The sequence below is a fragment of the Streptomyces sp. NPDC041814 genome (assembly GCF_055590565.1).
Window position 1 is genome coordinate 49145 of the sequence record NZ_JBVJAM010000017.1, and the last position, 13431, is coordinate 62575.

The 13431-nt window shown below is 73.5% G+C and carries 8 protein-coding genes; 1 reads left to right on the plus strand and 7 read right to left on the minus strand.

Features of this window, described 5'->3' with window-relative positions:
* Window positions 1–6 precede the first annotated feature (6 nt).
* The 7 genes from ACZ6C6_RS32200 to ACZ6C6_RS32230 form a co-directional block, all read right to left on the minus strand.
* Complete coding sequence (locus tag ACZ6C6_RS32200) at window positions 7–1317, minus strand: M50 family metallopeptidase (protein ID WP_469208013.1); 1311 nt, start codon at window positions 1315–1317, stop codon at window positions 7–9.
* Window positions 1314–2576, minus strand: a complete 1263-nt coding sequence (gene dxr / locus ACZ6C6_RS32205; RefSeq protein WP_469208015.1) for a 1-deoxy-D-xylulose-5-phosphate reductoisomerase — start codon at window positions 2574–2576, stop codon at window positions 1314–1316. Before dxr ends, ACZ6C6_RS32200 begins: the two co-directional genes overlap by 4 nt.
* Window positions 2577–2652: 76 nt before the next feature.
* The gene (gene aroA / locus ACZ6C6_RS32210) at window positions 2653–3888 is read right to left on the minus strand and encodes a 3-phosphoshikimate 1-carboxyvinyltransferase (RefSeq protein ID WP_469208016.1); all 1236 of its coding nucleotides are present in this window, start codon (window positions 3886–3888) and stop codon (window positions 2653–2655) included.
* Between the two features lie 85 nt (window positions 3889–3973).
* Window positions 3974–5920, minus strand: a complete 1947-nt coding sequence (locus ACZ6C6_RS32215) for an acyl-CoA dehydrogenase family protein (protein ID WP_469208018.1) — start codon at window positions 5918–5920, stop codon at window positions 3974–3976.
* Between the two features lie 202 nt (window positions 5921–6122).
* Complete coding sequence (locus ACZ6C6_RS32220; protein ID WP_469208020.1) at window positions 6123–7568, minus strand: aldehyde dehydrogenase family protein; 1446 nt, start codon at window positions 7566–7568, stop codon at window positions 6123–6125.
* Between the two features lie 132 nt (window positions 7569–7700).
* Window positions 7701–9269, minus strand: a complete 1569-nt coding sequence (locus ACZ6C6_RS32225) for a PucR family transcriptional regulator (protein ID WP_469208022.1) — start codon at window positions 9267–9269, stop codon at window positions 7701–7703.
* A 134-nt stretch (window positions 9270–9403) separates the two neighbouring features.
* The gene (locus ACZ6C6_RS32230; protein WP_469208024.1) at window positions 9404–11842 is read right to left on the minus strand and encodes an ATP/GTP-binding protein; all 2439 of its coding nucleotides are present in this window, start codon (window positions 11840–11842) and stop codon (window positions 9404–9406) included.
* Window positions 11843–12090: 248 nt separating this feature from the next.
* Between ACZ6C6_RS32230 and gabT the strand changes: the two genes are divergently transcribed.
* Window positions 12091–13431 carry a 4-aminobutyrate--2-oxoglutarate transaminase gene (gene gabT / locus ACZ6C6_RS32235; RefSeq protein ID WP_469208026.1) on the plus strand — a complete coding sequence of 447 codons (1341 nt, stop codon included), beginning with the start codon at window positions 12091–12093 and terminating at the stop codon, window positions 13429–13431.

Genomic DNA, 13431 nt, shown 5'->3' on the forward strand with positions numbered 1-13431 from the left:
CCCCGGTCAGGTGATCTTGACCGGGTTGACCACGTCGGCGACGAGGACGAGGAGGGTGAAGCAGATGAAGACCCCGGCGACCACGTAGGCGACGGGCATCAGCTTGGCGACGTCGAAGGGGCCGGGGTCGGGACGCTTGAAGACCCGGGCCGAGTTCCGGCGCAGTGCCTCCCACAGGGCCCCCGCGATGTGGCCGCCGTCGAGCGGGAGCAGCGGAAGCATGTTGAAGAGGAACAGCGAGAGGTTGAAGCCGGCCAGCAGGAACAGCATCATCGCGATCTGGCTCTGGGCCGGAACGTCCAGCGTCATCACCTCGCCGCCGATCCGGGCCGCGCCGACGACGCCGACCGGGGAGTCCGCGGCGCGTTCGCCGTCGCTGAAGGCGGCGTCCCACAGGGCGGGGATCTTCGACGGCAGGGCGATGATCGAGTCGACGCCGTTCTCGATCATGTCGCCCATGCGCACGACCGAGTCACCGAAGGAGAGCGGGACGATCTCCCTGTTCGCCTCGAACCCGAGGTAGCCGGCCGTGACGTACTTCCCGGCCACCGCCTCGCCGTGGGAGTCCTTCTTGAGGACGGCGTTCTTCAGCAGGACCGCGTGCAGGGTCTTCTCCTGCCCGTCGCGCTCCACCGTGATGGTGGCGGGGCCGACGGTGTCGCGGATGCGGTCGGAGAGGGTGTCCCAGGAGTCGATGCGGTCGCCGTCGAAGGCGACGATCACGTCGCCCTTCTTCAGCCCGGCGGCCTGGGCCGGGGAGACCGCGTCGGACTTCTTGCAGGTCGTGCGCTCCGCGCTCTGCGGGATGACGCACTTCTGGACGCCGGCGACCTCGGTGGTGTTGGTCTGGAAGCCGAAGGTCATGGAGACGCCGAGGAAGATCGCGACGGCCAGCACGAGGTTCATGAAGGGGCCGGCGAACATCACGATGACGCGCTTCCACGGCTTGCGCGTGTAGAAGAGGCGGTCCTCGTCGCCCGGCTGGAGCTCCTCGAAGGAGGCGGATCTGGCGTCCTCGATCATCCCGCGCCAGGGCGAGGTGGAGCGGGCCTCCAGCTTCCCGTCGGGGCCGGGCGGGAACATGCCGATCATCCGGATGTAGCCGCCGGCCGGGACGGCCTTGATGCCGTACTCCGTGTCGCCCTTCCTGCGGGACCAGATGGTGGGGCCGAAGCCGACCATGTACTGCGGGACGCGGATGCCGAAGAGCTTGGCGGTGGAGAGGTGGCCCAGTTCGTGCCAGGCGATGGAGAAGAGCAGACCGAACGCGAAGACGGCGATGCCGAGAATCGTCAGCAGGATCGTCGTCATGCTCATGCGCGTGCCTCCGCAATGGCCTTGGCCGAGAGTTCCCGGGCCCGGGCCCGCGCCCAGGTCTCCGCTTCGAGTACGTCCGCGACGGTGAGAGAAGTTCCCGATTCCGGTGTGCCGTGTTCGCCCACCACCGCGGTGACCGTGTCCATGATGCCGTTGAAGGGCAGCTTCCCGGACAGGAACGCGTCGACGCACTCCTCGTTGGCCGCGTTGAACACGGCGGGCGCGGTGCCGCCCAGCGCGCCGACGTGCCGGGCGAGACCGACGGACGGGAAGGCCTCGGTGTCCAGCGGGAAGAACTCCCAGGTGGACGCCTTCGTCCAGTCGAAGGCGGGCGCCGCGTCGGGGACGCGCAGGGGCCAGCCGAGACCGATGGCGATGGGGCCGCGCATGTCGGGCGGGGTGGCCTGGGCGAGCGTGGAGCCGTCGGTGAACTCGACCATGGAGTGCACGTACGACTGCGGGTGGACGACGACCTCGATGCGGTCGAAGGGGATGTCGTAGAGCAGGTGTGCCTCGATGACTTCGAGGCCCTTGTTGACCAAGGTGGCCGAGTTCACGGTGATGACCGGCCCCATGGCCCAGGTCGGGTGCGCGAGGGCCTGCTCCGGGGTGACCTCGGCCAGCTCGCTCCGGGTGCGGCCGCGGAAGGGGCCGCCCGACGCGGTGACGACGAGACGGCGCACATCGGCGCGGGTGCCGGCGGCGAGCGCCTGGAAGAGCGCGGCGTGCTCGGAGTCGACGGGGATGATCTGCCCCGGGGCGGCCAGCGCCTTGACCAGGGGGCCGCCGACGATCAGGGACTCCTTGTTGGCGAGCGCCAGGGTGCGGCCCGCCTTGAGGGCGGCCAGGGTCGGGGCGAGGCCGATGGAGCCGGTGATCCCGTTGAGCACGGTGTGGCAGTCGCTCGCGGCCAGCTCCGTCGCCGCGTCGGGTCCGGCGAGGATCTCGGGGACCGGCTCGCCCGCCCCGTACTCCTGGCGCAGCGCCTCGCGGAGGGCGGGTACGGCCTCGGGCGAGGCGACGCCGACGGTGCGCACCTTCAGCAGGCGGGCCTGCTCGGCGAGGAGCGCGACCCGGCCGCCGGCCGCGGACAGCGCGGTGACGCGGAAGAGGTCGGGGTTGCGCAGCACCAGGTCGATGGCCTGGGTGCCGATGGACCCGGTGGAGCCGAGGATGACGAGATCCCGGCGTCCTTCCACGGCGTCGAAGACGAGGTGCGGGTCGGCGAGAGGGGCGGGGCTGTCGGTCATGCGCCCCATTGTCGCCGCTCCCGCTGTGTGCGGGGACAGGGTGTCCCGGGTTGACCCGTGCGTGTCCCCGTCCCCGCGTTCCGCCTCAGCCGGTGGCGGCGGCGAACGCCTCGTGGAAGCCGGGGAACGTCTTGCGTACGCAGCCGGGGTCGTCGTACGTGATGCCGGGGGTGCGCAGACCGGCGACGGCGAACGACATGACGATGCGGTGGTCGCCGTGGGTCTCGATCTCGACGGGCGCGGGCGTGCCCGGCAGGATCTCGATCCAGTCGGGGCCCGTGGTGACGGTGATGCCCATGCGCCGCAGGTTGTCCGCGCACGCCTCCAGCCGGTCGCACTCCTTCACGCGGGTGTTGCCGACGTCCTCGATGCGGACGGGCCCCGAGGCGAAGGGGGCGATCGCGGCGAGCGTGGGCATGGTGTCGGAGATGTCGCGCATGTTGACGGTGAGGCCGCTCAGGGTGCCGGTCGAGCGGACCGTGGTGGAGTCGGCGGTCATGTGCACGTCGGCGCCCATGCGGCGCAGGACCTCGGCGAACCGCAGGTCCCCCTGGAGGGCGCCCTCGCCGAGTCCGGGGACGGTGACCTCGCGGCCGGTGAGGGCGGCGGCGGCGAAGAAGTAGCTCGCGGTGGAGGCGTCGGGTTCGACGGCGTAGGTGGTGGCGCGGTAGCCGCCGGGCTCCGCGGTGAAGACGGTGCCGTCGGGGCCGCTCCGGGTGACCCGGGCGCCGAAGGAGCGCATCATCGCGAGGGTGATCTCGATGTAGGGCGCGGAGACGAGGTCGGTGACGGTGATCCGCAGCCCGGTCTCGGTGAGCGGGCCGAGCATCAGCAGGGCGGTGAGGTACTGGCTGGACTGCCCGGCGTCCAGGGTGAGTTCGCCGCCCTTGATGCCCGCGGCCTCGATGCGCAGCGGGTGGTGGCCCTCGGCCTCCTCGTGGCGCAGGTCGACGCCGAGGGTGCGCAGGGCCTCGGTGAGCGGGGCGAGGGGGCGGCGGCGCATCTGCGCGGAGGCGTCGAAGCGGTAGCTGCCGCGGGCGCCGGCCGCCGCGAGGGCCGGCAGGAAGCGGGCGGTGGTGGCCCCGTCACGGCAGTAGACGTCGGCCTCGGTGGCGGCGGGCCCGGCGGGGCGGCCGGTGATGTGCCAGGCGTCCGCCTCCTGCTCGACCTCGTAGCCGAGCGCGGCCAGACCGGCCGCGAAGCCCTCGGTGTCGTCGGAGCTCAGCGGGCGTACGAGCGTGCTGCGGCCGTTCGCGGCGGCGGCCAGGAAGAGGGCGCGCGCGGTGACGGACTTGGAGCCGGGGACATGGATGACGGTCACGGGCGTCCATCCTGCCGTGAACCGGGGCATGCGGGCGGGGCGCGTCCAGCGACTGGACGCGCCCCGCCGGTAACGGCTCGGGGGCTCAGCGGACCGGGCGGTGGACGTTCTCCTCGGTGGAGGGGCCGGGGGTGGCGTCGGCGATCCAGGGGCCCTCGCCGCTCGGGTCGACCACGCCCTCCTCCAGCCAGCCGTACGTGCCGGACAGGACGCCCTCCACGACGCGCCGGTCGAGGTCGTCGGTGTTGGACCAGAGCCGGGTGAAGAGCTCCTCGACGCGGATGCGGGCCTGGCGGCAGAAGGCGTCGGCGAGCTGGTACGCCTCGCGGCCGTGGTCGTCCGTGGCACGCAGGTGCTCGGCGCGGACGCAGGCGGCGCTCATCGCGAAGAGTTCGGCGCCGATGTCCACGATCCGGCCGAGGAAGCCCTGTTTGGTCTCCATCCGGCCCTGCCAGCGGGACATCGCGTAGAACGTGGAGCGGGCCAGCTTGCGCGAGGCTCGTTCGACGTACCGCAGATGCGTGGCCAGGTCCGGGTGGCCGGCCGGGTTGAACTCGGCGTAGGTGGTGGGCAGCTGGCCGGGGCCCGCGACGAGCTTGGGCAGCCACTTCGCGTAGAAACCGGCCGCGTTGGCGCCCGCCTTCGCCTTCGCGGAGAGCGGCTTGTCGGGGTCGATGATGTCGCCGGCGACCTTGAGGTGGGCGTCGACGGCCTCGCGGGCGATCAGCAGGTGCATGATCTCCGTGGAGCCCTCGAAGATCCGGTTGATCCGCATGTCGCGGAGCATCTGCTCGGCGGGCACGGCCCGTTCGCCCCGGGCGGCGAGGGACGCGGCGGTCTCGAAGCCGCGTCCGCCGCGGATCTGGACCAGTTCGTCGGCGATCAGGCAGCCCATCTCGGAGCCGTACAGCTTGGCGAGCGCCGCCTCGATGCGGATGTCGTTGCGGTCCTCGTCGGCCATCTGCGAGGCGAGGTCGACCACGGCTTCCAGGGCGAACGTGGTCGCGGCGATGAAGGCGATCTTGGAGCCGACCGCCTCGTGCCGGGCGACCGGCCTGCCCCACTGCTCGCGGACGGCGGACCACTCGCGGGCGATCTTCAGGCACCACTTGCCGGAACCGACGCACATCGCGGGCAGCGAGAGCCGGCCGGTGTTGAGCGTGGTGAGCGCGATCCTGAGCCCGGCGCCCTCGGGCCCGATGCGGTTGGCGGCGGGCACGCGCACCTGGTGGAAGCGGGTGACGCCGTTCTCGATGCCGCGCAGGCCCATGAAGGAGTTGCGGTGCTCCACGGTGATGCCGGGGGCGTCCGCCTCGACCACGAATGCGGTGATGCCGCCCTTGCCTTCGGGCGACTTCGGGACGCGGGCCATGACGACCAGCAGGTCCGCGACGACTCCGTTGGTGGTCCACAGCTTCACCCCGTCGAGGACGTAGTCGTCCCCGTCCCGGACGGCGGTGGTGGCGAGCCGCGCCGGGTCGGAGCCCACGTCCGGCTCGGTGAGGAGGAACGCCGAGATGTCGGTACGGGCCAGCCGGGGCAGGAAGGTGTCCTTCTGCTCCTGGGTTCCGAAGGTCTTCAACGGCTGCGGCACGCCGATCGACTGGTGCGCGGAGAGCAGGGCGCCGATCGCGGGGCTCGCGGAGCCCGCCAGGGCGAGGGCCCGGTTGTAGTAGACCTGGGTCAGGCCGAGACCGCCGTACTTGACGTCGATCTTCATGCCGAGCGCGCCGAGCTCCTTGAGACCGCGCACGACCTCGTCGGGGATCTTCGCCTCGCGTTCGATGAGGGCGCTGTCGACCCGGGTCTCGCAGAACTCGCGGAGCCGGGCGAGGAATTCCTCGCCGCGCCGGACGTCCTCACCGGCGGGCTGCGGGTGCGGGTGGATCAGGTCCAGGCGGAAGCGGCCGAGGAAGAGCTCCTTGGCGAAGCTGGGTTTGCGCCAGTCCTGTTCCCGGGCGTCCTCGGCGACCTGGCGCGCTTCGCGTTCGGTGACCTTGGGCGTGGGCTGTTGTGCGGATGGAGCGGACATGAGGGCTCACCTCGCCGCGTCGTCGGGTGGGCGGACCCGGCAGGCGCACGGGCGGCGGAGTCCGTCCGCCCGTGCGTACCTGTCCGGTTCTACTCGTCCGTATGTACCCGATTCCTGCCACCCCGGCCAGCCCGCGGGCGCCGATCGGGTCGGGCGCCACTCAACTGCCCGCCGCCGGGTGCGGCATGCGCCCGCGTGGGTGTCAGAGCGCGAGGCCCGTGAGGACGAGGACGCGTTCGTAGGTGTAGTCGTCCATCGCGTACCGGACGCCCTCGCGGCCCACGCCGGACTGCTTGGCTCCGCCGTACGGCATCTGGTCGGCGCGGTACGAGGGGACGTCGCCGATGATCACGCCGCCGACCTCCAGCGCGCGGTGGGCGCGGAAGGCGGCCTGGATGTCATGGGTGAACACGCCCGCCTGGAGCCCGTACTGCGAGTCGTTGACGGCGGCGAACGCCTCGGCCTCGCCGTTCACCTTCCGCACGGACAGGACCGGCCCGAAGACCTCCTCGGTGGCGAGGGTGACACCGTCGGGCAGTCCGGCGAGGACGGTCGGGGCGTACGTGGACCCGTCGCGCTTGCCGCCCGCGAGGAGCTGGGCGCCCGCCGCGACGGCCTCGTCGACCCAGGACTCGACGCGCCGGGCGGCGGCCTCGTCCACGAGCGGGCCGACGTCCGTGGCCGGGTCGGACGGGTCGCCGGTGACCTGGGCCTCCACCGCGGCGACGATCCTCGGCAGCAGCCGGTCGTAGACGGCGGCGTCGGCGATGACGCGCTGGACCGAGATGCAGGACTGGCCGCCCTGGTAGTTGGAGAAGGTCGCGATACGGGTCGCGGCCCAGTCCAGGTCCTCGTCGGAGGCGTAGTCGCCGAGGACGACGGCGGCGCCGTTGCCGCCGAGCTCCAGCGTGCAGTGCTTACGGGGCACCGAGTCCATGATCGCGTAGCCGACGGGGGCGGACCCGGTGAAGGAGATCACGGGCAGCCGCTCGTCCTGGACCAGGGCGGGCATCCGGTCGTTGGGGACCGTGAGCACCGACCAGGAGCCGGCCGGGAGGTCCGTCTCGGCCAAGAGCTCGCCCAGGACCAGCGAGGAGACGGGCGTCGCCGGGGCCGGCTTGAGGATGATCGGGACGCCGACGGCGATGGCCGGGGCGACCTTGTGGGCGCTCAGGTTCAGCGGGAAGTTGAAGGGCGCGATGCCGAGGACCGTGCCGCGCGGGAAGCGCCGGGTGAGGCCGAGGCGGCCGGTGCCGCCCGCGTCGGTGTCCAGACGCTGGGCCTCGCCGCTGTTGAACCGGCGGGCCTCCTCGGAGGCGAAGCGGAAGACGGACACGGCCCGCCCGACCTCGCCGCGCGCCCACTTGACGGGCTTGCCGTTCTCGGCGGAGATCAGCCGGGCGATCTCCTCGGTGCGCTCGGACAGCCGGCGGGCCACGTGGTCGAGCGCGGCGGCGCGGACGTGGGCCGGGGTCGCGGCGAACTCCTCGCGCACGGCGTGCGCGGCGGCGACGGCCTCCTCGACCTGGGCCTCGGTCGGGACGGAGACCGTCGCGACGAGGCGCCCGTCCCAGGAGTTGGTGACGTCGAAGCTTTCCTCGCCGGTGGCCTGGCGGCCGGCCAGCCAGAAGGCGTGGGTGGAGGTCATGGAGGTCCGGCCCTTCGATGGCGTGGGGTGTGTCGGCCCCCACGGTAGGGCCGCCGGGGCCGCCTGGCGTTTGTCCTGTGTGGAGCAGAGCGGGGCCGGGGTGCGCCTTACTGGCCAGGCCCTGTCCGGCGGTCAGGCCCCGGGGGATGCGGTGACCTTCAGGGCGAGCCACAGCTCCATCCGGACGTCCGGGTCATCCAGCGAGCGCCCGAGGATCTCCTCCACCCGCCGCATCCGGTACCGCAGGGTGTGCCGGTGGACCCCCAGGTCGGCGGCGGCCGCGTCCCACTGGCCGTGGTGCGAGAGCCAGGCGCGCACCGAGGCGACCAGATCGCCCCTGCCCTTGGCGTCGTGCTCGTACAGCGCGCGGAGCATCCCGTCCGCGAAGGCCCGCACCGCGTCGTCGGCGAGCAGCGGCAGCACGGACCCGGTGGCCAGCTCCGCGTGCTCGACCAGGGCCCGGCCCCGGCGGCGGGCCACCGAGAGCGCCTGCTCGGCCTGCTTGTACGCGGCGGACACGGCGACCGGGCCGGCCGGTGCGGACATGCCCACCACGACATCACTCGCCTGGGCGGCGGCCGGCTCGCGCGGGGTCAGCTCGTCCTGCGCCTCGGCGTACGCCTGGCAGGCGGTCACCGCGGCTCCGCCGTCGGCGGCCAGCACCAGGAGCCGTTCGCCCTCGGGGACCATCAGCAGGGTCTCGCCCGCCCGGTCGGCGGCGGTGTCGAGGGCGTCGGCCAGGAGTGCCGTGGCCGAGGGGTCCTGGCCCTCGGCGATGAGCAGCCGGAAGGGGGCGTCGAGCAGTCCGCCGTAGAGGTCCCCGGCGACCGCGCGGGCATGGTCGGGCTGGCCCGCGAGCAGCATCCGCAGCACGGCCGCGCCGAGGCGCTGCTCGGCGCCCTGGAGGGCGCGGGAGCGGGCGGTGGTGAGGGTGAGCAGGGCGACCGCCGAGTGCACGGCGTACCGCTCGGCGGTGCCGAGGGCGGCTCCGGTGCCGACGGCGAGGGCGCCGCGGACCCGGCGGCCGGTGCCCAGGGACTGGAGCTCGACGCGGTCGTCGGTGTCGCCGACGACCATGCTGGCCGGGGCGGGGCGGGCGCGCAGCCGCTCCACCTCGGGGGTGAGCCGGGCGGCGCGGCGGGCCGCCCAGTCGGGGGCGGCGGCCACGACGGCCCCGGCGGCGTCGTAGAGGGCGGCCCAGCCGTTGACGTGGGCGGCGAGGCGGGTGAGGAGGGCGGCGGGTCCGTCCTCGGCGAGCGCCGCGCTCGTCAGCTCGCGCTGCGCCTCGAAGCCGGCGGTGACCGCGCGGTACTGGTCGGCCGCGATGTGCGAGGAGACGGCCTTGGCGATGGCGATGAAGGGGGTGCGGCGGGGCACTTCGAGCAGCGGCAGCCCGGCTTCCTCGGCGGCGCCGATCAGGGGCCGGGGCACCTCGTCGTAGTTGACGCCGACGGCGAAGCCGAGCCCGGCCACTCCGGCGTCGGCGAGCCGGCGCACGTAACGCCCCATCGCCTCCGGGTTCTCCGCGTCCAGGTTGGTCGCGGTGACCAGCAGCAGTTCGCCGCCCTCCATGTAGGGGACGGGGTCGGTCAGCTCGCTGGCGTGCGCCCAGCGCACCGGTGTGTCGAGGCGGTCCGCCCCCGCGCGCACCGTGAGTTTGAGCGCCGAGTGCTGGACGAGCGAGGCGAGCGTGGGCGGCATGGGGGTGAGGGCCTTCGGCAGGGGGTGATTTCGCCGTCCCGTATGAACGGCTCACTTCGATTCTGCCAGGGTGGCAGAGTCCCTGTCACCGCTGCCACTCGCGTCCCGCGCGCCCCTGCCGCCCCGCCCCTCCGTCAGCCGGCCAGCCGCACCAGCAGCGGGGGCATGTGCTCGCCGTCCACGGTGGTCAGGGAGAGCACCGCGTGGCCGTGCGGCAGCTCGTAGGCGAGCGCGGAGGCGGACCACCGCTCCCGTTCGACCTGGCGCACGGTCACCGCGTCCGTGGTGACGGCCTTGCCGGTGGCCATCTTGCGCAGGGAGTGCAGGGCGCGGGTGAGCGGCTGGTCGGCGAAGACGCCGTGCTGGGCGACCTCCCGGACCTCCACCCACTCCTTCCCCCACGCCTCCGCGAAGCGCTTGCCGTCCCAGGTGGTGAGGCCGGGGAAGACCATGGTGCAGCCGAACGCCCCGAGCAGCGCCGTGTGCAGTCCCTCCGGTACGTCGTCCAGGGTGCGCAGGGCGAGGACCGCGCCCGCGTTGACGGACCGGAGGCGGCGGATGCCCCGGACCGTGTCGGCGGTGACGGCGTGGGTGGCGTCGTCCAGGACGAGGCAGACGAACAGCGAGCGGTCGGTGCGAGCGGCGGTGACGGCGTTGAACTGGGCGAGCACCAGGCGGGCCAGGATGCGGGACGCCTCGGCGTGGGCCCGCTCCGGCAGGTCGACGCGGACCCGCAGCGGGTGCCGGCCCAGGGAGCGCAGCGAGAACGGCCGGGCGTCCTCGCCGGTGGCGAAGAACCCCGCGAAGGCGGGCCGGTCGAGGGTGGCGATCCGGTCGGCCAGGACGGCGGCCGGGTCGGCGCCGCCGCCCGCCTGGCGGGCCCTGGCCTCCAGCTCGCGGAGCATCGCCTGGTGGCCCCCGGTCTCCAGGGCGTCGCGCAGGGCGCCGAGCGCGGCGGCGGATCCTTCGAGGAGTTCGCGGAGTTCGGGCACGGAGGGGAAGCGGCCGTGGACCGTCCGGAACGGGCCGAGCAGCTGCCCGAGGGCGGTCGCGGCGCGCCGGGTCTCCAGGGCGGGAACGTCCCCGGCCAGCCCCTCGGCGAGGGCGGCGGCGGCCTCGTCCGGGTCGGTGGTGCCGCCGTACAGGTCGAAGTCGTGCAGGGAGGCGGGGTCGCCGATGCGGATGACGACGTCGTAGGCGTCGTCCGGGCCGAGCCCGCCGCCCGCCCCGCCGACGGCGAGCACCGCGGCCTGGCCGGTGAGCGCCCGCAGCGCGAGGGCTTCCACGACGGGCCCGACGACCCGTTCGGTCTTGCCGGAGCCCGGCGGCCCGACGACCAGCAGCGAGGTGCCGAGCGACGCGGGGTCCAGCGCCATGCCGGAGCCCCGGCGCGGGTGGGGGTTGCGCGGGTCGTCGGCGCACTCCCCGATGCGGACCTGGCCGGTGAGCGGGTCGTGGGTGGCGGTGCGCCGGGGCACGTCCCGGAAGCCGGAGGGGTGCAGGAAGGCGTCGGCGCCCTTGCGCAGCACGGTCTCGGTGAAGGAGGCCAGCCGGTCGGGGCGGCCGCGCGCCCCGGACCAGGCGTGGCCCACCCGTACGCAGTCCACGTCGTTCATCCGGCCCGCGTACACGGCGGCGGTCAGCGCCTCGGCGGCGTCGGCGGAACCGGCGGCACGCAGCTCGGGCCACTGGGCGCGCGGGGGGCCGTCCGCCGGGGCGGGGGCCGTGCCTTGCGCGCCCTGTGGGCGGCCGGGCGTGCGGCCGGCCCGGAAGTCGCGGAGGGCGTCTCCCCAGTGCGCGGCCCGGGCGATGGGCCACACGACGATGGCGGTGGTCAGCGCGTAGCAGCCGTAGGCGGCCACGGTGGCCTTGAACCGGTCCCCGCTGAGCAGCCACCCCTGCGCCGATCCCATGAGCACGAACAGCAGCGGCAACTTGGGGGTCCAGGCCAGCCACAGCAGCAGCAGGGCGCCGGCCACCGACAGGGTCAGCCTGACGCGTTCGAACCCCTCGCCGGCGAAGTACCGCAGGACGTGGGCCCAGCCGCCGAGCCGGGCCGCGTAGAAGCCCAGAATGAGCACCAGGACCTGGTAGTACAGGGTGGTCGAGTTGACCACCAGAGCCGGTGCGTCGTCCCGCAGACCGCCCATGGTCCACCACTCGGGGCCGGTGATGATCGCGATCGGCTTGAACACGTAGGGGATGGCGCGTGCCGAAAGCAGCAGCCACAGCAGCAGCCAGAGGATCAGCGTCGCGGCCGGGCCCACCAGTGAGGGGCGCGGGGGGCGCTCGGCGGGCCGGGGCACGAACCGGTACCGCCAGACGCCGGGCCCGGCCTCGGGACGCGGGGCGTTGAACCAGTCGGCGGTGGGCGCGGCGGTGCCCGGGGCCGGGGTGTGCGCGAGGGGCGGCGGCGCGGCCGGGGGCCGGGCGGGCGGCGGGACCGTGGGCGGGTAGGCGGGCGGGGTGGCGGGAGGCGGGCCCGCCGGACGCGGTACGGAGCCTCCGGCCCGGGCGTCGGGCGGCGGCGTGCCCCGCGTGTCCCACGCGCCGTGCGTACCGTCGTTGTCCATGAACCGTTGCCCCCTTGACCAGCCAGGTCCGTCACTGCACCGGTCAATCTAGTGCGCGCACACGGGGAGTTCAGCAACGCGCCCGGATAGTGACCGCCGGGATCGCGCCCCGGTCCCCCGCACCGCCTTCTGTCCTTCGCGGACAACGACACGTACGCGACCACTACCGATCGGAGCATGCCCCGCCCAGGGCCCCGCGCCTAGCCTGCACAACGAAGAAGCGTCCGAAACACCCCCAGGAGCCCCGCATGACCGAAATCCCGCAGGAGCGCCGACTCGTCACCGCCATCCCCGGTCCGAAGTCGGTCGAGCTGCAAGACCGCCGGCTCGCGGCGGTCGCCGCGGGCGTCGGCTCCACCCTGCCGGTGTTCACCGCGCGGGCGGGCGGCGGGATCATCGAGGACGTGGACGGCAACCGGCTGATCGACTTCGGCTCCGGCATCGCGGTGACCTCGGTCGGCGCCTCCGCCGAGGCCGTCGTGCGCCGGGCCTCCGCGCAGCTCGCGGACTTCACCCACACCTGCTTCATGGTCACGCCGTACGAGGGGTACGTGGAGGTCTGCGAGCGGCTCGCGGAGCTGACCCCGGGCGACCACGCGAAGAAGTCCGCGCTGTTCAACTCGGGTGCCGAGGCCGTCGAGAACGCGGTGAAGATCGCTCGCGCGTACACCAAGCGCACCGCGGTCGTCGTCTTCGACCACGGGTACCACGGCCGGACGAACCTCACGATGGCGCTGACCGCCAAGAACATGCCGTACAAGCAGGGCTTCGGCCCGTTCGCGCCGGAGGTGTACCGGGTGCCGGTGGCGTACGGCTACCGCTGGCCGACCGGCGCCGAGAACGCCGGTGCGGAGGCGTCCGCCCAGGCCATCGACCAGATCAGCAAGCAGATCGGCGCGGAGAACGTCGCCGCGATCATCATCGAGCCGGTGCTCGGCGAGGGCGGCTTCATCGAGCCGGCCAAGGGCTTCCTGCCGGCGATCGCCCGGTTCGCGAAGGACAACGGCATCGTCTTCGTGGCCGACGAGATCCAGTCGGGCTTCTGCCGGACCGGCCAGTGGTTCGCCTGTGAGGACGAGGGCATCGTCCCGGACCTGATCACCACGGCCAAGGGCATCGCGGGCGGCCTTCCGCTGTCGGCGGTGACCGGCCGCGCCGAGATCATGGACGCGGCGCACGCGGGCGGCCTCGGTGGTACGTACGGCGGCAACCCGGTCGCCTGCGCGGGTGCGCTCGGGGCCATCGAGACGATGCGCGAGCTGGACCTGAACAAGAAGGCGAAGCGCATCGAGGAGGTCATGAAGGGCCGTCTGGAGGGGATGCGCGCGAAGCTGCCGAACGGCGGGCTGATCGGTGACATCCGGGGCCGCGGCGCGATGATCGCGATCGAGTTGGTGAAGCCGGGCACGAAGGACCCGCACCCGGAGGCGGCCACCCGGCTCGCGAAGGCGTGCCACGCCGAGGGCGTCCTCGTCCTGACCTGCGGCACCTACGGCAACGTGCTGCGTTTCCTGCCGCCGCTGGTGATCGGCGAGGACCTGCTGAACGAGGGCCTGGACGTCCTGGAGGGCGCCTTCGCCGGGATCTGA